Genomic DNA, 25996 nt, shown 5'->3' with positions numbered 1-25996 from the left:
CTCCCAGAGTTTTGCCTGAAGAGACTAGCCGCCGGATGGCAGCGGCTGCAATAGCAATACACCTGTCAACTCAGATCCAGCATCATCATGCCGAGAAGTGGCGGAACGGCAGCACCGATCAGGATTGGAGCGGTTCGCGAAGCACTGAGCCCGACGATCGTACCGGCAATGCCGGACGCAATCAACGCCGCAATCGGCATGGAGAGATCACGATCGATGCCGGGCGCGAAAGAGGCCAGAAGCGCGGCCAATGCTGCGGCCCCACCGACAAGCAGCCCCTTCCAGAGTTCGACACCCGCCAGTTTGGCAGCAATGGCACCGCCGGCAATCGCCGCCGCCAGCCCAAGCACGATCCATTGAGTCTCCGGCATAGAAAAACCCTCCCGTTTTGACCCGGGAGGGTGCGATATCGATAAGCCAAGATCAAGTTAGGCTATGGTCGAAGACCGGATGGTCACAGCGCCGCATCCCGCGCGCCTTCGCTCAGAAGGCCGAAGGCATAGTCGGAGAAAGACCGCCAGACTTCTACCCGGAACGTATTCTCCGCGGTCCTGAGCAGCACGATTTCCACCTTGCCGAACAGCGTGCGCGAGCAGGCCCCGATCGGGAAAGCGTCGAGCGAGAGATCCAGCGCGCAACCGGCGTTGAGCGTAGCGGCAGCCCCCGGACCAGACACAAGGATAGCTGTGTTTCGATGCGAGATATCGGTCGCTGAATGCACCACGTTCGAACTCGCGGCAGCCTGTGTGAGGCTGCTTCCGATGCTACCGCCGCCGTCTGCAAACACCAGCCACTCATCCGGCCCGATCCATAGCGCGGTGCGCCCGTTAGCAGAGGAGGACGTCTTCGGCTTCACCGGCAGGTCGAGGCCAAGTGCTGCAGACAATGCAGACACATCCTCGGCGCCTACACGCAGATTGATCCGCTCGGCAGGTTGCGCCGGCTCCAGCCGCACAGCGGCAGAACCGCCGTGAACACCGGAAAGTGGAAGGCTACGGGTTGCGATATTGGAATCAAGCTCAGCCATTGATGCGGCCTCCTTCCTTGTCGAAGAACACCATGTCAGTCACTTCGACGGCAATCGTCTTGTCGGCCATTGGCACATAAAGCGTCTCGCCCATCCTAGACCGTCCCCCGGCAACCAGCGCGATCGCGATCGAGCGGCCGAGATTTTCCGACCAGTAGGACGAGGTGACGTGACCGAGCATGGTCATCGGTTTCGGCTGGTTCGGATCGGCAACAATCTGCCCACCCTCCTCCAGCACTTCCTTGGGGTCCTTGGTCATAAGCCCGACGAGTTGCTTGCGACCTTCGCGCACAAGGTCGGGACGCTTCAGGCCACGGATACCGACAAAGTCCGTTTTCTTCTTGGAGACGGCCCAGCCATAACCCGCGTCATCCGGCGTCACCGTTCCGTCCGTATCCTGCCCGACGATGAGATAGCCCTTCTCGGCGCGCAGAATATGCATGGTCTCGGTACCGTAGAGGCAGGCACCCATGCTTTGCGCCCGTTCCCAGATCGCCTTCCACACTGCTGCGCCGTAATCGGCAGGCACGTTGATTTCGAAGCCCACTTCCCCGGTGAACGAGACACGGAACAGTCGCGCCGGAACGCCCATGACCGTGCACTCGGCAACGCTCATATGCGGGAAGGCCTCGTTGGAAAGATCCTGCCCCTCGACGAAAGGCTCGATGATCTCTCGCGCCTTCGGCCCCTGCACCGCGATCACCGCCCATTGTTCGGTCGTCGAAGTGAGCCACACCTTCAGATGCGGGAATTCCGTCTGCAGATAGTCTTCCATATGGTTGAGCACGCGCGGCGCACCGCCGGTCGTGGTCGTCACATGAAAACGGTCTTCCGCCAGACGCCCGACGACGCCGTCGTCATAGATGAAGCCGTCCTCGCGGGTCATGATGCCGTAACGGCATTTTCCCGGCTTCAGCGTATCCCATGCGTTGGTGTAGAGGAGGTTGAGAAATTGAGCCGCATCCGGCCCGACCACCTCGATCTTACCGAGTGTGGAGGCATCGAAAATGCCAGCGACATCGCGCACCGTCTTGCACTCACGGCTGACGGCCGTGTGCATATCCTCGCCGCGTTTGGGGAAATACCAGGCGCGTTTCCAGTTGCCGACGTCCTCGAACTCGGCACCTTCCGCCTCTTCGAGCGCATGCATCGGCGTCTTGCGCGCCGGATCGAACAACTCGCCGCGCGAATGGTTGATCAGCGTGCCATAGGTCACCGGCGTATAGGGCGCGCGGAATGTGGTGAGACCCACCTGCGGGATCGGTCTGCCGAGCATCTCCGAAGCGATTGCCAGACCATGCATGTTGGACAGCTTGCCCTGGTCGGAGGCCATGCCATTGGTGGTGAAGCGCTTGATATGCTCGATCGAATGCATGCCTTCGCGGACGGCAAGACGAATGTCCTTGGCTGTCACGTCATGCTGGAAGTCAACGAACGCCTTTACGGCATGGTCCGGGCCGGCTCCTTCAGCCGCACCGATCATGCCACCAGTCCACTCGAACCGGTTCTCGCCGGAAAGCGCTATCCTGCCACCGCCTGCCGTGATTGCTTCGTCGATCAGCTCGGCGAGATTATCCGTACCGTTGCAGCCACCTGCCGACACTGAATTCTGCGCGTAAACATCCGGCACGAAACGCTGATTAGCCTCGTCGAATTTCAGCTTGCCGCGCGACTGCGAGAACAGGTGCACGGACGGCGTCCAGCCTGCGGAGACAATCAGCGCATCCACCTTGATCTTGCGGCGATCGAAATTGCCGTTGCGGGCAACCGTCATCGAATTGATCCGCAGACGACCCGACGTGTCGACCACGGCGTGCCCCGTCAGAACATCAATGCCGAGCTTGCGGGCTTCCGCCAGCACCGCCTCGCCTGGCTTGTCGCGGCTATCGACGATCGCGGCGATAGAAACCCCGGCACGCTTCAGGTCGAATGCCGCTTCATAGGCGGAATCATGAGCGGTGTAGACCCCGACATTATGGCCAACCGTCACGCCGTGATGGTTGAGAAAACTGCGCGCCGCAGATGCCAGCATGATGCCCGGCCGGTCATTGTTGGCGAACACCATGTGCCGCTCGATCGAGCCCGTCGCGAGGATCACCTTTTTCGTCCGCACCTGCCACAAGCGTTCGCGCGGCGCATCCTTGGTTGGCTTGGCGACATGGTCTGTGATCCGTTCGACGAGACCAAGAAAACCGTGATTGTAATAACCGAACACGGTCGTGCGGGTCAGCACCGTGACATTCGGCATGGCCTTCAGCTTGGCAGCCGTCGCCTGCGCCCAATCATAACCGTTCTGGCCGTCGATCGTCGTCGAAGCGTCGTAATGCAGTGCCCCGCCGACTTCCGGCTGCTCATCGACGAGAATGATCTTTTTACCCGTCGCAGCAGCAGACAGTGCCGCCGTCAAGCCCGCCACACCGGCACCGGCGATCAGGACATCACAATGCACATAACGGCTGGCATAATGATCCGGATCTTCTTCCGTCGGCGAAACACCGAGCCCCGCCGAGCGACGGATGATCGGTTCATAGATCTTAGCCCAAGCCTCTTTCGGCCACATGAAGGTCTTGTAGTAGAAGCCGACGGCAAAGAAGGGCGAAAGCACATCATTGGCGGCGCCGATATCGTATTTCAGCGATGGCCAGCGGTTCTGCGAAGAGATCTTCGCACCGTCGAACACCTCCTGCACCGTTGCGCGCACGTTCGGCTGGCGGCGAGCCGCATCACGCGACACATCTAGAAGCGCATTCGGTTCTTCCGGGCCAGCAGTCAGGATGCCGCGCGGGCGGTGATATTTGAACGAACGACCGAGCAGATGCACGCCATGCGCCAGAAGTGCCGCGGCAACCGTGTCGCCCTCGAGCGCCGTATAACTCTTGCCATCGAAGGTAAAGCGGGCCGTACGGGCAGGCGTCAGGCGGCCCGCACCCTTGATGCGGAATGCGCCGGAATTGGAGGAAGCGCTCATCTCGCGTCTCCTTCCGTCTGTTCCCAGGTTTCCACGGACTTTTCCTCGGCGATTGCGGCGAATTTCTCAGCCACCGGCAGCGGCTGCTTCGGCAAGCCAGCCTTGTATGTCATCAAAAACCTGTCGCTCACCGTATCGCGCGCCGCGTTAAAGAAACGGCCGCAGCCGTGGATATGCCGCCACCGTTCATAAGTAAGGCCTTTTTCGTTGTTGCGCAGGAAGAAGAATTCGGCGAACTCCTCGTCCGAAATCGCCGCGATATTTTCCGGCCGCACGACATGCGCCTCGCCGGCCCAGCGAAACTCCAACTCCGAGCGATCTTCCTCGCAATAGGGGCAGTGGATCAAAAGCATCGTCTATCCCTATCAATCAATGAGCCACGGCGGCAGCTGCCGCTTCGTCGATCAGGCGGCCGGTGCGGAACCGGTCAAGCGTCAGGCCAGCGGCCAGCTTGTGCGGCTCGCCCTTGGCAATCAGATGAGCGAAGAGATTGGCCGAGCCCGGCGTTGCCTTGAAACCGCCGGTACCCCAACCGCAATTGACGAACAGGCCCGGAACCGGCGTCACACCCTGGATCGGCGAGCGATCCGGCGTGTTGTCGGTGATCCCGCCCCACTGACGCATCATCTTCACCCGGCGAAACATCGGGAAGAGCTCGCAGATGGCATCCAGCGTATGCGTGATGATCTGCAGCCCGCCGGTCTGGCTATAGGAATTGTACTGGTCTGTACCGGCACCGATGACCAGTTCGCCCTTGTCGGACTGCGAGATGTACGCATGCACGGTATTGGACATGACCACGCACGGAAAGATCGGCTTCATCGGCTCGGACACCAAAGCCTGCAGCGGATTGGAAGCAAGCGGTACGCGCACGCCCGCCATCTCCATCACGACAGACGAGTGGCCGGCGGCCGATACGCCGATTTTCTTCGCTCCGATAAAGCCCTTGGATGTCTCGACACCCTGAACCTCACCGCCTGTTCCGCGACGAATGCCCGTGACCTCGCAATTCTGGATGATGTGAACACCGCGATCCGCTGCAGCGCGCGCAAACCCCCAGGCAACCGCATCATGTCGGGCCGTGCCGCCGCGGCGCTGCAGCGCCGCACCGTTGATCGGATAACGCGCGGTCTTGGAAATATCGAGAACCGGCACGAAAGCCTTTGCCTGTTCCGGTGTCATCCACTCGTTGTCGATACCGTAAAGACGATTGGCATTGATATGCCGCTTGAACGACTGCTGGTCATGGATGTTGTGTGACAGCATCATCACGCCGCGCGGCGAATACATGACGTTGTAATTGAGATCCTGGCTCAGGCCTTCCCAAAGTTTCAGGGAATGCTCGTAGATGTCCATGCTCTCTTCATAGAGATAATTGGAGCGGATGATTGTCGTGTTGCGGCCGGTATTGCCGCCGCCGAGCCAGCCCTTTTCGATCACCGCGATATTGGTGATGCCGTGTTCCTTGGCAAGATAATAAGCGGCTCCCAGACCATGACCACCAGCACCGACGATGATCACATCATAGCTCGAACGTGGTTCCGGGGACGTCCACTGCGCTTCCCAGCCCTTGTGGGCGCGCATTGCCTCGCGGGCTATGGCGAAAACCGAATATTTGCGCATCGCGCCCCTCTTCCTTGCTCGGTTCCGTTGGTCATCCGACCATCAGAGACTTGGGTAGGATGATACCCATCGCAAATCAATATGCGCCGCAATGGCCATATTGCGACGCATCGGAGGATTGTTTCGACACAACGGAAAATGCCGGCAAAGATCAGGTCACCCCTGCAGCTCAACTCTTCTTCTCGCCATCAGCCCCCTTATCGGGACTTTTCCCGCCGGGCTTGGCTTTGACCGGATCATCTTTTTTCGCCGGGTTGACGGTGACGCCGGCAGAGGGACCCGACCGCGCGAGCGCGGCCCGCAATACCTTGGAGCAGAATTGATGCGTAAGCAGCGAATTGGAGGTTGAGCCCGGCCGCGATCCATCGTGACCGCTGATGCACGCAACAGTCATGGCAGACATCGCCGCATTGGGGCCGGAGGCAGGCACCGCGCCGGCCCCAGCCTTGCCCACAAGACCAAGGAGCAGATTACCATACTGACTGAGGATGATGGCATAGGCATCCTTCCCGATAATGCCGTTGGCATAGCTCTGGCATGCAGTGTAGAGGCCGTCCCTCAGCGCAAGTACCGCCTCAGCGCGCCCCTCCCCTTCAAGGACAAATTCGGAAGTCTCGGATCCGGTCTCTACGGTAGAACGTGACGACCCCGCCGGCGGCGTGATTTTAAGCGTCCGGTTGGATCCGAACGCTACGGCATAATCCGGGCTGGGCTCGCTGCATACCACGCTCGGATAGGCTGATCGCCGTCTCTCAGTGACCAACCTCAAGTTCGCCCCGCTGACCACACCCTTGGTTTCCCCGAATTGAACCGGCTTGACCGCCATATTCGGCGAACAACCGGCAAGACCGACAAACAACCCCGCACATATGATTAATCTGAACATGCTTCGCCCCTGGGCTGGCCGAGCCAGCCTCCCCTTCATGGTGAAATGACATGCGAATTGCTGCGCGCCCTGACGCAAGCGAAGTCTGCATCAGCAAAAACGGAAACGCAATCTATGGTTTTATATTTTTATAAGCACATCAAAATAGATATATTGAGACGGTGGGCGCGCCTCGTGACCGAAGAGGCGCTTTGAACCATCCGGAGAAGCTTGCATCCATTTTTCACATTAACGGCGTCGGCATATATGGACTTCCGCAGACTCATCTGTTATCTGCCTTCACCAATCGCACGGCCTTTCGCCGGGCATCACTATTTTTTCGCCTTGAAATCAGACAGTGACTGAGGCGAACAACAAACCAAAGGAACGGGATTTCACGTGCAGGTACTTGTCCGCGACAACAACGTTGATCAGGCTCTCCGCGCTCTCAAGAAGAAGCTGCAGCGCGAAGGTGTTTTCCGCGAAATGAAAATGCGCGATTACTACGAAAAGCCTTCTGAAAAGCGCGCTCGCGAAAAGGCTGAAGCTGTTCGTCGCGTTCGCAAGCTGGCTCGCAAGCGCATGCAGCGCGAAGGCCTGCTGCCGTCCACGCCGCGTCCGGCTCGTTAATCGGCCGTCTTTTCGACGCTTTTATGTGATTATGGAGCGGGGGCGACTTAGGCGCCGCCGCTTTTTTCATTGCACCGGGTCGATTGAGACTCAAACCTGCCGATACAAGGACCTGCGCCTGATGGCCGCCAAGACTTCCGTTGCTACCGATGGAATCGAATCTTCCACCCTGCCGCTCATGACCACCCTACGCTCTCGCACCCTGATTACAGGCGTGCTCGTCGGTATGGCGAGCTTGGCGGGATGCGCTACGGGGCCAACGACAACTGACGTTATTCGCGTCGATCGCGCGCAAGGCTCGCAGGAAAACATCGCCTCGCTTTCATCGGTCATCCAGTCGAACCCATCCGACCCGGAAGGTTACAACAGCCGCGGCTCCGCTTATGGTCGGGCCGGCGAATTCAAGCGTGCAGTGGACGATTTCAACCGCGCCATCCAACTCAATCCGCAGTTCTATCAGGCCTATGCCAACCGGGGGCTCGTCTATCGCAACATGGGCAAGCCGGTCGATGCGGCCAACGATTATAACCGCGCGCTGCAGATCAACCCGAATTATGACGTCGCCTATATCGGCCGTGGCAATATCTATCGCCAGGCCGGCCGCAACGACGAAGCGTTCAACGACTTCAACAAAGCGATTCAGCTGGATACGACCGATGGTCGTGCCTATCACAATCGCGGCCTGATCTATCAGGTCCGCGGTCAGCATGCCCAGGCGATCGAGGATTTTTCCAAGGCCATTTCGCTGTCGTCAAGCGCGCCGGAACCCTATAACGGCCGCGGCATTTCCTATGTCGCTCTGAACGACGACGACAATGCCTTCGCCGACTTCAACCGTGCGATCGAACTCAACGACAAAATCGCCGAATCCTGGGCCAACCAGGCACTGGTTTACGAGCGCCGCGGTGACCGCGCTCGCGCTTACAAGTCCTATTCGCACGCCGTCCGGCTCGACCCGAACTACAAGCCAGCCGTCGATGGCGCAGCGCGCACCCGTAGCGGAGGCGGCGCCTGACAGGCAGGACGTCTAATCTTTGAGACCCGAAAACAATAATGCCGCCCGAAGCTTTCGGGCGGCATTGTTAATTCTGGATTGATCGAATGAGCTTCAGCGCCAGCCGAGAGCCGGGGCGACATGCTTCAAGATGGCCTCGATCACATGGGCGTTGTATTCGACACCCAATTGGTTTGGCACGGTCAACAGCAGCGTATCAGCCTCGGCAATTGCCTCGTCCTTGCGCAGTTCCTCGATCAAGACATCCGGCTCTGCAGCATAGGACTTACCGAAGATCGCCCGCGTCTTCTCGTCGATGAAGCCGATGGAATCCTCTTCCTTGCCACCGCGACCGAAATAGGCCCGGTCGCGATCATCAACCAGAGCAAAGATACTGCGGCTGACCGAAACACGGGGCTCACGGCCATGGCCGGCCTCCTTCCATGCCTCACGATAGGCGCGGATCTGCTTGGCCTGTTGGATGTGGAACGCCTCGCCGGTCTCGTCATCCTTCAGGGTCGAGCTCTGCAGGTTCATCCCTTTCTGTGCGGCCCATATGGCGGTTGCATTCGAACCGGCACCCCACCAGATACGCTCACGCAGACCTTCCGAATGCGGCTCAAGCCGAAGCATGCCCGGAGGGTTGGGGAACATCGGACGCGGATTGGGCTTGGCAAAACCTTGCCCTCTCAATACGTCGAGGAAGACTTCGGCATGGCGGCGCCCCATATCAGCGTCCGTCTTTCCCTCTTCCGGTTCATAACCGAAATAGCGCCATCCATCGATGACCTGCTCAGGCGAACCGCGGCTGATACCCAGCTGCAAACGTCCTTTCGAAATGAGATCGGCGGCGCCGGCATCTTCCGCCATGTAAAGCGGGTTCTCGTAGCGCATGTCGATAACACCAGTACCGATCTCGATTTTGCTGGTTCTGGCACCAACGGCCGCAAGCAGCGGAAAAGGCGAAGCGAGCTGCCGGGCGAAATGGTGAACGCGGAAATAGGCGCCGTCGGCACCCAGCTCTTCAGCAGCAACAGCAAGGTCGATGGACTGCAGAAGCGTATCGCCAGCCGAGCGGGTCTGCGACTGGGGTGACGGCGTCCAATGGCCGAAAGAGAGAAATCCGATCTTCTTCATGAGGCACTCCGGCATAAGCGTGTGAAATGATATTGACGCTTACATGGCATGCCGGAGTAACTTCTGTTAGTCCGCGAGTGCCGGCTTGGCCGAAACGGATTGTTCATTGATATTGAACGACGAGACGAAGCCATCGCCCGACGCCTCTTCCAATATCAGGACGACCCGCATGCCGGCTGGATCAACGGGGCCAGCAAGCCTCTATCGCAGCAGAAAAACGCCGATAATGTTGAGAATGACAAACAGGACCAAACCGCCGATCAGCCCAAGGCCACCAAAGAAGCCGCCAGCCATGGCAATCAGCAAGGCGGCAATGGTCATCGCCCCCCACTTGGCAGCCGCCAGAAATGACTCGTAAGTCTGCTCATGCGCCATGTGATCCATCGGCGCGCCAATCTCTACCGGTCCATTGTGATGATCGTCCATGAGCCTCTCCCTGGTGTCCGCATATCCGGCTACCGTTGATCTGATAGCCCAACTCTCCCTGCGACCCGTATAAGTATCGGGCTATATCAGGAATACACGAACAACCGTCGAGTGCAATGGCTTGCGAGATCAGTTGGCGGAGGCGCTGCCCAACCGAAATCAGCGAAGAAATGCCATTTCCGGCGAAGTCGGCCTGCTTGCAAACCGCGCTGTTGGCAGCACCGTTAGCGGCGGCGACAGAACCATCGGCCGCTCGGCAAACATCAGGCGCCGTTCATAGGCCTCCGATTGGAAAAGCGGGAAGCGGCGCATCAGCTGCGGACGCACTTCGCGAACCCTGGATGCCAGCAGCGTCAGCTCGAACCCATATATGGGAGCAATCGTCGGCGGCACGATCGTGTCTGCGAGGAAGACCCGCCGGTAGAAGGCTGCATGCGGCGGCCGGATGTGCTGCAGAACCCGGTCGGCATCAAAGTGAATGGCCGCCATGATAGACGGGCGAAGCGTGATGTAGGGAATGGCCGGCAATTCACCGACAATATCCGGATCGACGGCAAAACGGGCCGGATCGATGAATGTCAGCCCTGCATCAAGCAGATTGTTCACCGCATCGGGAAAGACGCCGACCGACTGGCAGGTCCGATGCTCCGACGTGACGTGATGTACCCGTACCGTCGAGATCAGCTCTTCGTAGTAATAGATACCGAAGACATAGGCATGCGGGACGAAATCGATTTCATCCAGGAGATGGCTCGCCCCGACAGGCAACACGTTCTGGGCCTTGTAGGCCTTGTAGCGCAAGCGCGCCACATCCTCGAAATCCTCGTGTCCCTCAATGCGTCGATACTCGATATGGTCGAGTGCCGAGAGCAGTTTTTCGGAAAATGCTTTGTCTGAAAAACTCTGAACCACTGACATTTGGGCTACCCATCGCTATTAACGATTGATTAACCCTGAAACGGGGCGTGATCGCAATGACGAAGATCATGATTAACAGTCTTTTAAAACTTATGGTTAACAACAGGTTAACCGTAGCATTTCAGAACAGCCTACATTAGTCGGTTCATTTGCGATGAGATGAGAGGATTGATCAGCCCGCGGTACCGAAAGCGCGCGGTTCTGCGCCCTTGTCGCGGCGATTTTGTCGGCTGGCAAGCTTGCGGGCAGAAGCGGTCTTCTGGCTGAGTTCCGCAATCGCATTTGCAGGGATGGGCGGGGAGAAAATGTAACCCTGAATGAGATCTGCAAACCGGTGCTTCTTGACCAGTTCAAGCTGCTCGAACGTCTCCACGCCTTCGACAACGATCCTGAGATCGAGTTCGCGCGACAGATGCACGATACCGCTGAGGAGCTTCAGGCGACGCGACTCGGTGCCGATATCTCGCACGAAGGCACGATCGATCTTGACGATATCGATGGGCAGGGAATCGAGATAGCTGAGGCTTGAGAACCCCGTGCCGAAATCATCGATAGCGATCGTCACGCCGCTTGCGCGCAACCTGCCGAGGGTCGTGCTGACAACCACGGGTTCGTCCATAAAGCAGCTTTCGGTGACTTCCAGGTGCAGGCGCGTCGGATCGAGCTTGGAACGTGCCAGTATGTCTGCCACCAGCGGCACGATCTGACCACCACGGAGATCGTGGATGGAGAGGTTGACCGAAACAGAGATCCCGTTCTGCCAAGAAACACAATCCGCACAGGCACGTTCGAGGACGAACCTGGTGATCTCGGAAATCAGCCCCATGCTCTCGGCCATCGGAATGAAAATGTTGGGACCGATAAAGCCGCGCTCCGGATGCGACCAGCGAACCAATGCCTCGCAGCATTCCATCTCAGAGCCGTCCGGACGATACATCGGCTGGTAAACGACGGTCAGGTCTCCCTGCTCTATCGCCAGACGCAAATCGGCCTTCAGCCGCTGTTCCGCCACATAACGGGCGTCCATTTCCGGCCGGAACATCGTCAACGTTCCGTTGCCAACCGACTTTGCGTCGTTGAGAGCCAGATCCGCCTTGATCTGCCAGGCTTCCATGTCGAAGTCCTGACCTTCGAGAATCACTCCGCCGGCATTTACGAATACCGGCAGGTCGAGCCTGTCGACACGATAGCTTCCCTGAATTTCGGTCTGGATGCCGTTGATACGAACTTCCAGAGCAGCGCGATCCCTTCCGGTGGCAAAAATTACGAATTCGTCGCCGACCAACCGGCCGACGATGATCTCCTCGCCCGCTTCATGCACAAGCCGGTCGGATATCGCGGCAAGAAGTCGATCGCCGACAACATGGCCTTGCATATCGTTGACATGCTTGAACCCGTCGACGTCAAAGATGACAAAGGCAGCAAAGAGGTCGGTATTGGCCTCTCTGAGATGCCGCGCCGCAAGCTCGGCGAAGTAGCCGCGCGTCGGCAATCCCGTCAGCGTATCGTAGCGCACCAGATGCAGGATCTTTTCTTCGGCTGCCACGCGCGCGCTGACATCTTCGAACAACATGACGACGCCACCGTCGGTGCGGTGGCTGAGCGAGAATTCGAGATAGACGGTTTCCTTTAAACACAGGAGCGTCTTGCCCGCCTGCCCCGCAGACAGCTGTCCTATCTTTTTCAGGATATCATCCGAAAGCGACTGGCCGCTTCGTCTCAAGACGGTGATGAATGCTGCCCCCTTCAGCTCGTCCGCGTCCGGCAGATCAAGAAGCTCGCAGGCACGACGATTGATTACCTGCACACGACCATCTGCATCGAGCATGATCAAGGCGTGGGTCATTGTCGTGAGTGCGATATCGAGCTGGTCGGCGATCCGCGTCATTTCCCGCGAGGCCAGCACATTCTCGTAGAGGAATTCCCGCACGCCCTTCGCCATGGACTGCGTCGTCAGGCCGAACGGGATCAGGAAAAGCGAGATGAGAGCGAGATAGATGTCGCCCGTCAGCAGGCAGGCGAGGACCAGCGGCAGGCAGCAGCCGATTGTCTGGAGCGCAACCGCACGGGCGGAACCGTAATTTCGGCCAACGATGGAGACCATCGAGGCCATCGTGACGGCGATGCACATGAATGCCGCCAGCATATCCTTGAGCACAAGGACCGCATAGGCACTACCAATGCCGAGCACGAACGCGGTGGCAGCCGCGCCATGAACATAGCGCGATTCCCACGCTTCGATTTCGCTCTTGGAAAGCTGGCTGTGGTCGATCAGGCTGAACCGGCGGAACCAGTAGATGCGATAGCCGAATACGGTGATGAACACCGCGATCATGAGGAGATAGAATCGGGAACCGGTCGTAGCAAAAATGATCGCGCAGGACAGGATATGGACAACCATTCCAGTCCATAATGTTCCACGGTTCTTGAATAGCGATTCGACGAACGGCAGATACAGCTCTGTCGGTAGCGTCTTCGCTTCCAAATCCTTCATCGGGTCTCCACCGGGTCTCATTCCCTTGGCTTTCGCGCGACACTGAAGAAAATCTTTTAAGATTTGATTGTTGCTCAGTTTAACCCCTTCGACTTTGGGGGGTGAACATCCAAACGTGTTCAACGAAACGTAAAGCAAGAGCGCCATATTCGAGATACCGAAAACAACGTTTCTCAGCGCAAGGATCGACGCAGGAAGCATTTCGGAGTCGCCGCCTTGAGGGCCGCCGCCAATTCGCGTTAGTCGTTTCCGCTTTTCTTTCCTTAGACCTTCGTTTACATCGCCACCAAAGAACAGGCGGGATAAAAGGACCTGTTGGGAGTGGGAACGAATGAGACTGTTATTACGGTTTAGCGGCCTGATAGACCGCTTGAGCGAAGTGCTGGGAAAATTTTCCGGTTACCTCGTGCTGGCCTGCTGTTTGATCAGCGCGGGCAACGCCTTCATCCGTTACATGTTCAACTACAGCTCGAATGGCTGGCTTGAGATCCAGTGGTATCTCTTCGCCTTCATCGTACTGATCGGCGCCTCGCATACGTTGCGCCTGAATGAACATGTACGCGTAGACCTTATCTATGGCGCCGTTTCGGATCGCACGCGGCTGTGGATCGACACGCTCGGCCTGATCATCTTCCTCATTCCGGCCTGCCTCTATCTCGCATGGCTTTCCTGGCCGTTTTTCTCTCTCTCTTTCCAGCAGGGCGAGATGTCCTCCAACGCCGGCGGCCTTCTTCGCTGGCCTGTCAAGCTTGTGATTGTCGCAGGTTTCGTGCTGCTCGCGCTGCAGGGGTTCTCCGAATTGATCAAGCGGATCGCGGGGCTTACGGGCACCCTTGAGGTCGACACGACCTACGAAAAACCGCTTCAATAAGGCACCGGGGGATTAAGCCATGTTCGCATTCGGCATAATGCCGCCAGCCATGTTCCTGGGCATGATCATCTTCATGCTCTACGGTTTTCCGGTCGCCTTCTCTCTGTCGGCAGTCGGCCTGTTTTTCGGTCTGCTCGGCATTGCCACCGGCCACTTCGAGTTCGCTTTCCTGCAGGCGCTGCCGTTGCGCATTTTCGGCATCGTCTCCAACGACCTGTTGCTTGCCATCCCGTTCTTCACCTTCATGGGGGCAATCCTCGAGCGCTGCGGCCTGGCGGAGGATCTGCTGGAGGGCACGGGCAAGCTGTTCGGCGCCATTCCGGGCGGCCTTGCCTATGCGGTGATCATCGTCGGCGCCATTCTCGGTGCAATTACCGGCACCGTCGCAGCATCAGTCATCACCATGGGCGTGATCTCGCTGCCGATCATGCTGAAATACGGCTATAATCCACGGCTCGCGACCGGCGTTATTGCTGCGTCAGGCACGATTACCCAGGTCATCCCGCCGTCTCTCGTTCTCATCGTGCTTGCAGACCAGCTCGGCCGTTCGGTCGGCGACATGTATCTCGGCGCGATCGGGCCCTCGATCCTCCAGGTCCTGATCTTCCTCGGCTTCATCTTCGTCCTGTCGATCGTCCGCCCGAAGGATGTCCCGCCTTTGCCACCGGAGGCGCGCGGCGAGTTGAATGCAGCCCTCGTCATGCGTGTCCTCTGGGGCATGGTGCCGTCGGTCGTGCTGATCTTCCTCGTGCTCGGCACGCTTTTCCTCGGTCTTGCAACTCCGACGGAAGCCGGTGCTCTCGGCGTTGTCGGCGCCATGGTGCTGGCCGCGCTGCATCGCCGCCTCACATGGGATCTCATCAAGCAGGCAATGCATTCCACCATGACGATCACCTCCATGGTGGTCTTCATCCTGGTCGGCGCCACCTGCTTCAGCCTTGTGTTCCAGGGCATGGACGGCGGCCTGTGGATCGAGCATCTGCTCTCTCACATTCCAGGCGGCGCGCTCGGCTTCCTGATCTTCGTCAACATCTTCATCTTCTTCCTCGCGTTCTTCCTCGATTTCTTCGAAATCGCCTTCATCGTCCTGCCGCTTCTGGCGCCCGTCGCCCAGTCCCTCGGCATCGACCTGATCTGGTTCGGCGTCCTGCTCTGCGTCAACATGCAGACGAGCTTCATGCACCCGCCCTTCGGCTTTGCACTCTTCTACCTGCGCTCGATCGCGCCGAAGACCGTCAAGACCAAGGATATCTATCTCGGTGCGATCCCATGGCTCGGCATGCAGCTCATCCTCGTCGCCATCATCATCTTCTGGCCCGAATCCGTCACCTACTGGCTGGACAAGGCACCGGATGTGGATTTGAACACGATCAAGATCGAGGTTCCGGGCTTTGGCAATGACAGCGGCGGAAATGGCATGCCGAACTTCGGCCTGCCGCCCATGGACGGCGCGCCGGCCCAGCCTGCTGCTCCCAATCTGTCCGAACCACCGAAATTCAACTAATATCAAAGGCCCGGCATCGAACCGGGCCTTTTCTTATCCAGAACGCAGAAACCCCGAAGCCTAGCTCCGGGGTTTCTTTATTCTCACGATCAGAGGTCGATGATCAGAGCTTGCCGTTACGCTGCTGGATCATCATGAACGTGTCGAACGTGTATTCCGACAACTGCATCCACAAGTACCCCTCCTTCTTGAAGGCGACCTGATCCTCATAGACCTTCTTGAAGTCCGCATTCGTTGCCGAGATCTCTTTGTAGACTTCGAGCGCGGCGTTGTAGCACGCTTCAAGGATATCCTGGCTGAAGGGCCGCAGCGTCGTGCCTTGCGAGACGATCTGCTTGATCGCGGTCGGGTTTTTCTGGTCGTATTTCGCCATCATGTTGGTATTGGCAAACGCGCAGGCATCGGTCAGCGCCGCCTGATACTGCTTCGGCAGATTGTTCCATTTGTCGAGGTTGATGAAGGAGTGGATCGTCGGCCCGCCTTCCCAGAACGCCGGGTAATAATAGTATTTTGCAACCTTGAAGAAACCGAGCTTGTGGTCGTCATAAGGCCCCACCCACTCAGCAGCATCGATCGTGCCTTTTTCGAGGGCCGGATAGATATCGCCGCCGGCGATCTGCTGCGGCACGGCTCCGAGTTTCTCGAGCACCTTGCCGGCAATCCCGGCGATACGCATCTTTACGCCCTTGAAGTCGTCGACGGTGTTGATTTCCTTGCGGAACCAGCCCCCCATCTGCGCCCCGGTATTGCCGGCCGGCAGACCGTAAATGTTGTGCTTGGCATAGAACTCGTTCATCAGCGTGTTGCCGTTACCCTGGTAGAACCAGGAATTGGTCAAGCGCGCATTCATGCCGAACGGAATTGCCGTCCCGATCGCAAATGTCGGATCCTTGCCGACGAAATAGTAAGAGCAGGTGTGGCACATCTCGACCGTTCCGGACGTGACTGCGTCAGCCGCCTGCAAGCCGGGCACGATTTCGCCGGCGGCGAAAGGCTGGATGGTAAAGTTGCCATCCGTAGCCGCCGCGACATGCTTGGAAATGTCGTCCGCGCCGCCATAGATCGTATCGAGCGATTTCGGAAACGACGACGTGAGACGCCATGTAATCTTGGGATTGGCCTGAGCGATTGCAGGTGCAGCCAGAGATCCGGCGGCAAGCGCGCCAGCTCCGGTGACTGCAGCTTTCTTGAAGAACTGACGACGATCCATGAATATCCTCCCGATCACGATCGACTTCCGGCGCATCCTCCAATCCGCCGGACATCATCGATGAGGTAAACATGTTGCCTAAAGGCTTGCAAGCGAGGGGAAACGCAAACGAGGGGTTGAAGTGCCAATAACGAATTAGACTTTCGTCTGTAGTGTTCGAAACTCTAATTATAAATTGTTTTCAGCAGGATATGCCCATTATTTCGGCAGCCACAGATTTATTCGGGAAAGCTCCGTACTGGATACACTTACCCGTGCAGGAACTTCTCACTCTCTGCAGCACGCTTGCTCCGCTGCACACGAATGAAATCGCGTGGAATGACGTAGGCACCGGCCAGCCACCAGAGAATGACAAGGCCAGCGACATAGGGCGAAAGAGCGGCAAACATGAGAGGTCTCCTTTTGATTGGACCACCTGTAACCTCCTCCCGAAGAGCAGATCGCTTCATGACATAGCTCAAGAAATGAGAAGATAATTTGGGCGGTGACACCATAGATCCTTGCATCTATTTCTCGTCACACTGCGACTGGTTTTGCCACCTCAATTCCTCTAGCAATTGGCGGCGTTCTCTGTTTCTCTGGCTTCGTCCCATCAATTCGGAACCACCATGGCCTCTCATCTGCCAAAATCCATCGTCGCCGTCCCTGCCGATCTTCGTGACATTGAAGGTGCCGCCTGGCACGCCGCCCCGAACCAGTATGTGTCGGCTGCGCTGAAAGTCGCCGACGTCATGTCCTTCATCGTGCCGGCTTTCGAAAAAGGCAATGATGCCGATGCCATTCTCGACAGGGTCGATGGCGTGTTGATTTCCGGAGCCGTCAGCAACGTCCACCCTTCGCTTTACGGGAAAGAGGCAACCGAAGCCGACGGGCCGTTCGATCACGGCCGCGACGCGACCTCGCTGCCACTCATTCGCCGCGCCATTGAACGCGGCATTCCGCTTCTCGCTATCTGCCGGGGCATCCAGGAACTGAATGTTGCTCTCGGCGGAACGCTGGCAAGTGAAATCCAGGATCAGCCGGGCATCTGGGATCATCGCAAGCCCGATGTTTCGGAACGCGACGGCATGTATGCCATCCGCCAGCCGGTTATTATCGCGGAAGGATCCTGCATCGCCCGTTATCTCGGAACAGCAGGCGAAGTGCAGGTAAACTCGCTGCACCGCCAGGCCATTTCCGAAACGGCGCCGAGACTGCAGGTCGAAGCCCGCGCCGAGGACGGCACGGTCGAAGCCGTATCGGTTATCGATGCGAAGAATTTTGCCGTCGGCGTGCAATGGCACCCGGAATACTGGGCCGAGACGGACGCGCCGTCCCGCGCCCTCTTCGAAGCGTTCGGCGATGCCGTTCGCGCCTATGCCGCCCGCAAGGCAACGCCAGCAGGCGCAGCCGCATAATTCGCTTAGGCCTTGGCGAGATCGCGAAGCGGCTTGTAGGGCGACGTCGACTGGCGGATGCGCATTTCCGGCTTGATAAGGTGCAGGCCATCCGGCTCGTGGCTTCCGGCCAGACGGTCAAGCAGCGCACGTGCAGCAAGCCGGCCGACATCCGCCTGCTGGTTGGAAACGGTCGTCAGAGACGGCGTCGAAATCGACGCCTGCTCCAGATCGTCATAACCGGTGACGGAAATATCCTGTCCGGGAATGAGCCCTGCACGGGCAATACCGTTCATCAGTCCGATCGCCACGAGATCATTCCAGCAGACGGCCGCCGTCGGCTTTTGCGGCAGAGAGAGGAAATTCACAGCGGCCTCGAACCCGCCCTGCATGGTACGCGGACCCGGAATGCGCAGGCTTGGATCGACATCGATGTTGGCCTTGCGCAGCGCGTCGACATAACCCTGGTAACGGTCGCGACCGGTGGAGGTCTGGTCCGTACCGCCGATCATCGCGATCACCCGGTGACCAAGTCCGATCAGGTGATTTGTTGCAAGCGAGATGCCGTAGCTGTCGTCGCCACGATAGGTCGGCAGGTCGACGCCATCCATCGTACGGGCAACCAGAATGGCCGGCATGCCGTTCTGTTCCGCAAGCCTGATATCCTCGACCGGCGTGCCGATCGCCGGCGACATGATCACGCCGTCACCACCCAGCTGCAGCAGCGTCTCGATGAAGGTGCGCTGCTTTTCCACCGAGTCGTAATGATTGGAGAGAATGAATGTGTGGCTGCTGCGATCAAGCTCAGTCTCGATCGCCTTGAGGATTTCACCGTAAAACGGGTTCATCACGTCATGCACGACAACGCCGATAATGCCGGAACGCGACGTTCTGAGGCTGGCAGCGCGACGGTTGTAGATATAACCGAGTGCGCGTGCCTGCTCTTTGATCTTTTCGCGCGTATCAGCTGCGACGAGCGGGCTGTCCCTGAGTGCCAATGAGATTGTTGCAGTCGAAAGCCCAAGGCTGTCTGCAATCGTAGAAAGCTTCACCTTCTGCGCCATAACCCCTCCGGATTGCTTTTCTTGAAAGCCGGTTTCTGGCGCCGGCCTTGCAAACTAAAATTTTTAAATAAACAATTTAATTTGCAAGCACAATAGGCGGGGAATGGGCCGGAGGCCCGTCAGTCTTCGTCGGCTTCCGGCTGCAGGTTGTGTTCCACAGCCCTCAGCAGCTTCAAAAGCGTGCGCACCTCCTTTTCGGAAAAACCTCGCACGGCCATCGCGCCGCAATCGGCAACGGATTGCCCGATCGACTCAACGCTCTTCAGGCCATTTTCCGTGAGATGAACCTTGGTGAGCCGTCCGTCATGGCCATCAGCCCTGCGCTCGACGAAACCTTGCGCCTCCATGCGCCCGATCGTGCGGGTCATGGTCGGCGCTTTCACACCGAGTCGCGCGGCTAGCTGACCGGGCGTCTGCCCGTCGTCTTCCGAGAGTGCGAGGATAACCCCGTCCTGGCCGGCATAAAGGCCGCTATCGGAAATGCTGCGGCTGAGCGCAGTACGAACCGAGCGGGCGGCCTGGGTGATCGCCGGTGCGAGATCAGCCGCCGAAAGAGCTGCAAGCTCCTTCTTCTTGCCGGACTTCGCTTTCTTCTCGCCCTTTTTCTTGCTCATCGGTCCTGCCCGCTTTGCTTGGTGAAGGTCGCCACTATAGTAATGCGCGCTATCCATAACGAAACCGGGAAACCACCGCCAGATGTCGCATCCCAAACCGCGCTTTTGTGACAATGATCAGACACTTGAGTCCACAGAAAGACGCGACTGGATCGCGGTATTGCCCCTGGGCGCCCACGAACAGCATGGTCCGCACCTATCTTTCGACACCGATACGCTGATTGCGGAAGGTCTCGTGCAGCGACTCATCCCGTTGCTCCCACCAACTCTGCCTGTCACATTTCTTCCTGTCGAACCCGTTGGCTATTCGGTCGAACATATGCATGTCGCCGGCACCCGGACCCTTGCCTTCGACGAAGCCGTCAACCGCTGGCTCGGCATTGCCGAAGAGATGAATAATCAAGGCATCAAAAAGTTCGTCATGCTGAACGCCCATGGCGGAAATTCGCCGCTGATGACGATCGTCGCCACCGAAGCCCGCATCAGGTTCGGCATGCTGGCTGTCGCCACCAGCTGGACCCGTTTCGGCCAGCCGCAGGGCTGGATCAGCCCACAAGACAAGTCAATCGACATACACGGCGGCGACATCGAGACCTCCGTCATGCTGGCGTTATGGCCGAATAGGGTAGATATGCCAAAAGCCCAACCCTTCACCTCCAGACAGTCCGAGTTCGCCCGCGATTTCACCCATCTACGCGCTTACGGACCACATGCTTTCGGCTGGAAAATGTCGGATCTCAACCCCATCGGCGTCGCCGGCAATGCGTCGGCAGCAACTGCGGAGCGCGGCGAACAGCTTGTCGCCCATGCGGTTAAGGGGATTATCGAATTGCTGGAGGATGTGGCAAAGTTTGACGTCGACGCATTGCGATAGCGGAAAGCTACACAATATGAGAGAATGAGCTACACAAAGGTGCTCGAAGATGACGCTCAACATTCGCAATGAAGAGGCTGACGCTCTCGCTCGCGAGTTGGCGCGCATAGATGGCACAACGCTGACGGAAGCCGTCATCACGGCATTGAGGGAAACGGTAGGCCAGCGTATCCAGCAGGAAAGGCCGAGTGAAACGGCGAGCCGCATCCTCGCGAAACGCGGCCTTGGGTTCAAAAAAGACCGCCGGCCCGTTCCGGCCGCCGCTTACCACGACCTCGACCATAATCTGGACTGACCTCAGATGTTTGTCGACGCCTGCGCGATCGTGTCCTTGATGGCGGGAGAAGAAACGGCTGAAGCCTACGAGGAGGCATTGGCAACTGCTAGATCGCCATTCACCTCTCCGCTCGCGTCATGGGAGGCGATCATCGTCCTATCCAGACCGGATCAGCTTGATTGCTCTTACAGCGATGCAATGGGAGCAGTTGTCGAATGGCTCGACGCCCGCGGCATAGAAATTCGCGAAGCCGGATCACCAAGAGAGCTATTAGCTCACGCGATATCAGTAGCGGAAACGCACGGTATCGGCAAACGACGCCTCAGCAATTTTGACTGCTTCCATTACGCATATGCCAGGGTGACGGGCAATCCGCTGCTGACACTGGATCAACTGCTGCGCGAGACTGACGCCATCACCTTGCCGTAACGTGATTTTATAACATCGAAACCCTTTGAACTCGTTCCGCCTTACCCTTATATGGAGCGGACGATTTCTGGCGCCCCGTGCCAATGCCATTCGGCGCAAGCCTTTAACCTTCGAGGTTTCCCTATGACCGACCACACCACCGAAGCTCCAGCAGCAAAGCCCATTCCCGTTACCGTGCTGACCGGATATCTCGGCGCCGGCAAGACGACGCTTCTCAACCGCATTCTCTCCGAAAGCCACGGCAAGAAATACGCCGTCATCGTCAACGAATTCGGCGAGATCGGCATCGACAACGACCTGATCGTCGAGTCGGACGAAGAGATTTACGAGATGAACAATGGCTGCGTCTGCTGCACGGTGCGCGGCGACCTGATCCGCGTGGTCGAAGGCCTGATGCGCCGTCCGGGCCGTTTCGACGGCATCATCGTCGAGACGACCGGTCTTGCCGATCCCGTCCCGGTCGCCCAGACCTTCTTCATGGATGACGACGTTCGCGCCAAGACCGAACTCGACGCCGTGGTCGCGCTGGTCGATGCCAAGCATCTGCCGCTGCGCCTGAAGGACAGCCGTGAGGCCGAAGACCAGATCGCTTTTGCCGACGTCGTTCTCATCAACAAGACCGATCTCGTCACGCCGGAAGAACTGGCGATCGTCGAGGATGTCGTACGCGCCATCAATCCGACGGCTCGCATCTACAAGACCAGCCGCTCCGGCGTCGATCTCTCCCGCGTGCTTGATCAAGGCGCATTCAATCTGGAGCGCGCACTCGAAAACGACCCGCACTTCCTCGATCATGACCACGAGGATCACGTCTGCGGTCCGGACTGCGATCATGACCACCATCACCACGGCCATGATCACCACCATCATGATCATGACCACGATCATCATCACCATGATCACGGCCACCACCATGGCCATCATGATTCCATGTCGCCGATCCACGACATCACGGTGAAGTCGATCTCGCTGCGCGGCGGCGAAATGAACCCGGATCGTTTCTTCCCCTGGGTCCAGAAGATCACCCAGACGGAAGGCCCGAACATCCTGCGCCTGAAGGGCATCATCGCCTTTTCCGGTGATGATGAGCGTTACGTCATCCAGGGCGTTCACATGATCGTCGAGGGCGATCACCAGCGTCCGTGGAAGGATGGTGAGAAGCGCGAAAGCCGCCTCGTCTTCATCGGCCGCAATCTGGATTTCGCCAAGATCGAGCAGAGCTTCCTCGCCTGCCAGGCGACCGCCAAGACACCGGCCTGACATCGGCTGCAGATTTCAATATAGAAAAACGGGCGTCGGAAACGGCGCCCGAAAACCATATGGATAGTGAACCAATGTCTCGAATGATGGCCGCCTGATGCCGACAGTTGCACCGCTCGATATTGAAGGCCACGTCGTCTCCACGCATTTCCTGGGCGACATTCCCTTTTTTGCCACCGCTGCCGGCAGCATTCATCGTCTCGATGGCGGCGAAAAGGTGACCGAGGCGCATCAGGGGCTTCTGACCTGCATTCGCGATCCCTTCAGCGCCACCCTGCTTTCGGGCGGCGAAGACGGCAAGGTCGTTCGCATCGGCCACGACGGCACGACAACGGTGCTGGCAGAAGTGCCGCGCAAATGGATCAGCGTCATCGCTGGCGGTCCGCAGAATGCCGTTGCCTATGCCGTCGGCAAGACGAGCGCCGTGCGACAGGGCGATGGTTCGGTCAAGGAATTCACCGAGGAGCGAAGTGTCGAGGGCATCGCCTTCGCCAACAAGGGCCTCCGGATCGCCGCCGCCCGCTATAATGGCGTCTCGCTGCACTGGGTCGGCACCAACGCACCGGCAGCCGATCTGGACTGGAAAGGTGCCCATACCGGCGTCACCTTCTCGCCGGACGGCCGCTTCCTCGTCACCACGATGCAGGAAAACGCGCTGCATGGCTGGAAGCTCGACGGCAAGGCCGGTGAAAACCGCCACATGCGCATGACCGGTTATCCCGCCAAGGTGAAATCACTGTCCTGGTCGGTAAAGGGCAAGTGGCTCGCCTCCTCGGGTGCACCCGCCGCCATCGTCTGGCCCTTTTCGTCGAAGGACGGCCCGATGGGCAAGGCCCCGATGGAACTCGGCACCCGCGCCAATATCATGGTCACCCAGGTCGCTTTCCACCCTGCGGAAGAAGTTCTCGCCATCGGCTTCATCGACGGCATGATCCTTGGTGTCAGGATCACCGACGAGAAGGAAGCGCTGCTGCGACGCCCGGGCAAGGGCGCGATCACCGGCCTGAGCTGGAGCGCCAGCGGCAAGCTGCTCTCCTTCGCATCTGAAGCTGGCGACTGCGGTGTGATCGACATCAGCGCATAGCTCCTCGCAGGGCCAGAGTAACAGCAAAGAATGGGTGGGGGCTCCATACTTCCCCCACCCACCCCACGGGAAAGCGTCGGCCCACGCTAATGACGTGAGGCCGGTGTTGCTCCCGGAGAGGAATTCGAAAACCAACTGCAGCCAGCTTGCTCGCTCTGGTTGTGAATTCACTCTTAATATTAGGCGCCGATAATGCAATGGAATGCCCGCTGCATAATGAACAGGTAACCCTAATATTCCGGCTTTTATTCGATATTGATCTGTCGAATGGCGATCAGACAGGCGTGACGCGGATAATATCCGCCAGAAGATCATGCAACTGGTCACGATAACCATTACGCGCAGACGGGCCGCTTTCATTCGACGTCATCACTACCGTCATGGCGAGTGACGGGATGACATAGACCATCTGCCCGCCATAACCCCATCCGAACTTGACCTCTTCCCCGCCGATCTCTCGCATGAACCACCCATAGCCATAGGCATCGCCCGAGAAACGGGAATTGGTACGTGGCATCCATGACTGGTCGATCCAGCCTTGCGAAACGACCTGCCGCCCCTCCCCGGTCTTGCCGCCATTGCGGTAAAGCTCACCAAAAGCCATCAGCGAGCGGGCGGACATCGCCATCTGGTTTCCACCCAGATAGATGCCCTGCGGATCACGCTCCCAGGCACCGATCCTGAAACCATCGACAGGCTCCAGCCAGTCGCGCGCCAGCGCCAAGGTCGACTTGGACCCGACACGGGTAAGAATGGCCGAAAGGAGATGCGTTGATGCGGTGGAATACAGCATTTCGCCGCCTGGCTCGCCATCGAACGGTTCCGACAGAGCAAAACGCACCCAGTTCGGGCTTGCCACCCAACGCCCGTAATTCGGCCCCGACATCCGCGACAGCCCCGCCTGCATCGAAAGCAGATTGTCGATCGTGACTTCGTTAAGGCGTGGGTCGGGATTGCGCGGCAGATCAGCTTCCAGGATCGGCGCGATCTTCTGCTCGGTCCCTTCCAGAAGCTTGCGGTCGATGGCGATACCGACAAGGCAGGAAATGATCGATTTCGACGCCGACTTGATGTTGGTCGAAGCGGTAAGCGAACGTCCATTGAAAGCTCGCTCGGCCAGCGGCTCTCCGTTGCGATAGACCAGAACCACCTTCAGCGGTTCAAGCCCGGCGGCTTGATCGAGAACAGTTTTCAGTGTCTCGGGCGGTTGCGGCACCGGCTGCTGCGCAAATGAGCGACCGGCGGCAAACAGGAATGGAGCGGACAGGAGTGCGGAACGGCGTGTGATCATGGTTTGAGAGATAGGGCAATGCGATTGCCGCAATAAGGCAGAACCTGCAGCCTCACGCCGAAATGAAACCCTGTGAGACGTTCCGGGCTTTGCGCTTCCTCAGATGTCCGCTTCGGCAAATATCTTCGCCACCCAATCGATAAATACCCGCACACGCGGCGAGAGCTGGCGGTTTTGCGGATAAAGAGCGGAGAGCGGTGTCGGCGGCGGCGGGAAATCCGGCAGTACCTCCACCAGTGTGCCCTCCTCGACATGCCGCTGTAGATGATAGCGCGGCGCCTGCATCAGGCCAAAACCCCGGCGGGCAAGGTCCATGACCGTATCGGAATTATTGGCCATGACACGCGCCGGCAAAGTCACATAACGCACGGCTTCCCCCACCATGAATTCGAGCGGCATGATCTGCCCGGTGCGTGAAGAAATGAAGCCGACTGCCTGATGCCCATCCAGCTCGTCCGGCGTTTTCGGCATGCCACGAACCTTGACGTAATCGGGGCTGGCGCAGGTCATCTCGCGGATCGAGCCGAGCCTGCGCATGATCAGCGAACTGTCGCTCACTTCGCCCGCCCGGATCACGCAATCGATGCCCTCGCGCACGAGATCGACGAACCGATCGCTCTGCCCGAACTGGATCTCCAGCAACGGATAGCGATCGAGAAACGACCTCAGATGCGGCAGAAGAAAGGTCTGGGTCAGCATCGGATGCCCATCCACCCGCAGAATGCCCTGCGGCTTCGCATCCCGAAAGATCGCCTCCGCCTCATCCACATCGGCGAGGATCGACAAGCAACGCTGATAGAATGCGCTACCATCCAGCGTCACGGCCACATGTCGTGTTGTCCGTTCGAGCAGTCGCGCGCCGACATCGGCTTCCAAAGTCTTGATCGCCTGTGTGGCGGTGGAGCGGGCCAGCCCCAGATCGGCGGCAGCCGCAAGAAAACTGCCCCGTTCCACCACCCGCACGAAAAGCTGCATGCGCAATAATCTGTCCATGGCAATTGTTCATCACATACAAATTGTCATGTCAAATGGGCGCCATTGTTCTCCCTGGAGATCAGCA

The 25996-nt window shown here is 58.5% G+C and carries 26 protein-coding genes; 10 read left to right on the top strand and 16 right to left on the bottom strand.

Going from position 1 to position 25996, the window contains the following annotated elements:
• Window positions 1-65: 65 nt before the first annotated feature.
• From MRBLMR1_RS02070 to MRBLMR1_RS02045, 6 genes are all read right to left on the bottom strand, one after another.
• Entirely contained in the window at window positions 66-371 is a 306-nt protein-coding gene (locus tag MRBLMR1_RS02070) for a hypothetical protein (RefSeq protein WP_183685255.1), read from the bottom strand.
• 83 nt (window positions 372-454) lie between these two features.
• Window positions 455-1027: a sarcosine oxidase subunit gamma gene (locus MRBLMR1_RS02065; RefSeq protein WP_148143397.1), complete on the bottom strand. Its 573-nt coding sequence runs from the start codon at window positions 1025-1027 to the stop codon at window positions 455-457.
• The gene (locus MRBLMR1_RS02060) at window positions 1020-3995 is read right to left on the bottom strand and encodes a sarcosine oxidase subunit alpha (protein WP_148143395.1); all 2976 of its coding nucleotides are present in this window, start codon (window positions 3993-3995) and stop codon (window positions 1020-1022) included. The genes MRBLMR1_RS02065 and MRBLMR1_RS02060 overlap by 8 nt, the downstream gene beginning before the upstream one ends.
• Window positions 3992-4348 carry a sarcosine oxidase subunit delta gene (locus MRBLMR1_RS02055; RefSeq protein WP_148143393.1) on the bottom strand — a complete coding sequence of 119 codons (357 nt, stop codon included), beginning with the start codon at window positions 4346-4348 and terminating at the stop codon, window positions 3992-3994. The genes MRBLMR1_RS02060 and MRBLMR1_RS02055 overlap by 4 nt, the downstream gene beginning before the upstream one ends.
• Window positions 4349-4364: 16 nt before the next feature.
• A complete protein-coding gene (locus MRBLMR1_RS02050; protein WP_148143392.1) occupies window positions 4365-5618 on the bottom strand; it encodes a sarcosine oxidase subunit beta family protein in 1254 nt (417 codons plus the stop codon).
• 169 nt (window positions 5619-5787) lie between these two features.
• Window positions 5788-6504, bottom strand: coding sequence for a hypothetical protein (locus MRBLMR1_RS02045; protein ID WP_148143390.1), 717 nt, complete (start codon window positions 6502-6504; stop codon window positions 5788-5790).
• 378 nt (window positions 6505-6882) lie between these two features.
• On the opposite strand from MRBLMR1_RS02045, the gene rpsU reads away from it, so the two are divergent.
• Window positions 6883-7113 (top strand): 30S ribosomal protein S21, encoded by a 231-nt coding sequence (gene rpsU / locus MRBLMR1_RS02040; protein WP_112457677.1) that lies wholly within the window; start codon window positions 6883-6885, stop codon window positions 7111-7113.
• Between the two features lie 178 nt (window positions 7114-7291).
• Window positions 7292-8128, top strand: a complete 837-nt coding sequence (locus MRBLMR1_RS02035; RefSeq protein ID WP_404945119.1) for a tetratricopeptide repeat protein — start codon at window positions 7292-7294, stop codon at window positions 8126-8128.
• Window positions 8129-8221: 93 nt separating this feature from the next.
• Here the strand turns inward: MRBLMR1_RS02035 and MRBLMR1_RS02030 are convergent, their stop codons facing one another.
• From MRBLMR1_RS02030 to MRBLMR1_RS02015, 4 genes are all read right to left on the bottom strand, one after another.
• Window positions 8222-9244, bottom strand: a complete 1023-nt coding sequence (locus MRBLMR1_RS02030) for an LLM class flavin-dependent oxidoreductase (protein WP_148143386.1) — start codon at window positions 9242-9244, stop codon at window positions 8222-8224.
• A 201-nt stretch (window positions 9245-9445) separates the two neighbouring features.
• Complete coding sequence (locus MRBLMR1_RS02025) at window positions 9446-9670, bottom strand: aa3-type cytochrome c oxidase subunit IV (RefSeq protein ID WP_148143385.1); 225 nt, start codon at window positions 9668-9670, stop codon at window positions 9446-9448.
• 159 nt (window positions 9671-9829) lie between these two features.
• Window positions 9830-10588, bottom strand: coding sequence for an N-acyl amino acid synthase FeeM domain-containing protein (locus MRBLMR1_RS02020; RefSeq protein ID WP_148143383.1), 759 nt, complete (start codon window positions 10586-10588; stop codon window positions 9830-9832).
• Between the two features lie 172 nt (window positions 10589-10760).
• A complete protein-coding gene (locus tag MRBLMR1_RS02015; RefSeq protein ID WP_148143381.1) occupies window positions 10761-13082 on the bottom strand; it encodes a putative bifunctional diguanylate cyclase/phosphodiesterase in 2322 nt (773 codons plus the stop codon).
• Between the two features lie 331 nt (window positions 13083-13413).
• Between MRBLMR1_RS02015 and MRBLMR1_RS02010 the strand changes: the two genes are divergently transcribed.
• A complete protein-coding gene (locus tag MRBLMR1_RS02010; protein ID WP_148143379.1) occupies window positions 13414-13953 on the top strand; it encodes a TRAP transporter small permease subunit in 540 nt (179 codons plus the stop codon).
• A 19-nt stretch (window positions 13954-13972) separates the two neighbouring features.
• A complete protein-coding gene (locus MRBLMR1_RS02005) occupies window positions 13973-15457 on the top strand; it encodes a TRAP transporter large permease (RefSeq protein ID WP_148143377.1) in 1485 nt (494 codons plus the stop codon).
• A 103-nt stretch (window positions 15458-15560) separates the two neighbouring features.
• Here MRBLMR1_RS02005 and MRBLMR1_RS02000 read toward each other — a convergent pair whose 3' ends face one another.
• Window positions 15561-16667, bottom strand: a complete 1107-nt coding sequence (locus MRBLMR1_RS02000; RefSeq protein WP_148143376.1) for a TRAP transporter substrate-binding protein — start codon at window positions 16665-16667, stop codon at window positions 15561-15563.
• Between the two features lie 248 nt (window positions 16668-16915).
• A complete protein-coding gene (locus MRBLMR1_RS01995; protein WP_183685256.1) occupies window positions 16916-17056 on the bottom strand; it encodes a hypothetical protein in 141 nt (46 codons plus the stop codon).
• Window positions 17057-17287: 231 nt separating this feature from the next.
• Here MRBLMR1_RS01995 and MRBLMR1_RS01990 point away from each other — a divergent pair, with 231 nt between their 5' ends.
• Window positions 17288-18064, top strand: a complete 777-nt coding sequence (locus MRBLMR1_RS01990) for a gamma-glutamyl-gamma-aminobutyrate hydrolase family protein (RefSeq protein ID WP_148143659.1) — start codon at window positions 17288-17290, stop codon at window positions 18062-18064.
• 5 nt (window positions 18065-18069) lie between these two features.
• On the opposite strand, the gene MRBLMR1_RS01985 is transcribed toward MRBLMR1_RS01990, so the two are convergent.
• Window positions 18070-19107 carry a LacI family DNA-binding transcriptional regulator gene (locus tag MRBLMR1_RS01985; protein WP_148143374.1) on the bottom strand — a complete coding sequence of 346 codons (1038 nt, stop codon included), beginning with the start codon at window positions 19105-19107 and terminating at the stop codon, window positions 18070-18072.
• A gap of 119 nt (window positions 19108-19226) precedes the next feature.
• Window positions 19227-19721, bottom strand: coding sequence for a MarR family winged helix-turn-helix transcriptional regulator (locus MRBLMR1_RS01980; protein WP_148143372.1), 495 nt, complete (start codon window positions 19719-19721; stop codon window positions 19227-19229).
• An 82-nt stretch (window positions 19722-19803) separates the two neighbouring features.
• Here MRBLMR1_RS01980 and MRBLMR1_RS01975 point away from each other — a divergent pair, with 82 nt between their 5' ends.
• The 5 genes from MRBLMR1_RS01975 (at window position 19804) to MRBLMR1_RS01955 (ending at window position 23645) form a co-directional block, all read left to right on the top strand.
• Window positions 19804-20595: a creatininase family protein gene (locus MRBLMR1_RS01975; protein WP_148143370.1), complete on the top strand. Its 792-nt coding sequence runs from the start codon at window positions 19804-19806 to the stop codon at window positions 20593-20595.
• A gap of 49 nt (window positions 20596-20644) precedes the next feature.
• Window positions 20645-20890, top strand: a complete 246-nt coding sequence (locus tag MRBLMR1_RS01970) for a type II toxin-antitoxin system VapB family antitoxin (RefSeq protein WP_183685257.1) — start codon at window positions 20645-20647, stop codon at window positions 20888-20890.
• Window positions 20891-20896: 6 nt separating this feature from the next.
• On the top strand, window positions 20897-21301 hold the full coding sequence (locus MRBLMR1_RS01965) for a type II toxin-antitoxin system VapC family toxin (protein ID WP_148143369.1): 405 nt from the start codon (window positions 20897-20899) through the stop codon (window positions 21299-21301).
• 123 nt (window positions 21302-21424) lie between these two features.
• Window positions 21425-22561 carry a CobW family GTP-binding protein gene (locus MRBLMR1_RS01960; protein WP_500063544.1) on the top strand — a complete coding sequence of 379 codons (1137 nt, stop codon included), beginning with the start codon at window positions 21425-21427 and terminating at the stop codon, window positions 22559-22561.
• A 97-nt stretch (window positions 22562-22658) separates the two neighbouring features.
• Window positions 22659-23645, top strand: coding sequence for a WD40 repeat domain-containing protein (locus MRBLMR1_RS01955; RefSeq protein ID WP_148143366.1), 987 nt, complete (start codon window positions 22659-22661; stop codon window positions 23643-23645).
• Between the two features lie 274 nt (window positions 23646-23919).
• Here the strand turns inward: MRBLMR1_RS01955 and MRBLMR1_RS01950 are convergent, their stop codons facing one another.
• Together MRBLMR1_RS01950 and MRBLMR1_RS01945 are read right to left on the bottom strand one after the other, a co-directional pair.
• Window positions 23920-24936 (bottom strand): serine hydrolase domain-containing protein, encoded by a 1017-nt coding sequence (locus tag MRBLMR1_RS01950; protein WP_148143364.1) that lies wholly within the window; start codon window positions 24934-24936, stop codon window positions 23920-23922.
• 99 nt (window positions 24937-25035) lie between these two features.
• Entirely contained in the window at window positions 25036-25929 is an 894-nt protein-coding gene (locus MRBLMR1_RS01945) for a LysR substrate-binding domain-containing protein (RefSeq protein ID WP_148143362.1), read from the bottom strand.
• Window positions 25930-25996: the final 67 nt, after the last annotated feature.

It is taken from the genome of Neorhizobium sp. LMR1-1-1.1, assembly GCF_040675795.1.
GTDB classification, from domain to species: domain Bacteria; phylum Pseudomonadota; class Alphaproteobacteria; order Rhizobiales; family Rhizobiaceae; genus Neorhizobium; species Neorhizobium cellulosilyticum.
Note: the sequence above shows the minus strand (reverse complement) of the source record. Positions and strands in the feature narration are given on the sequence as shown.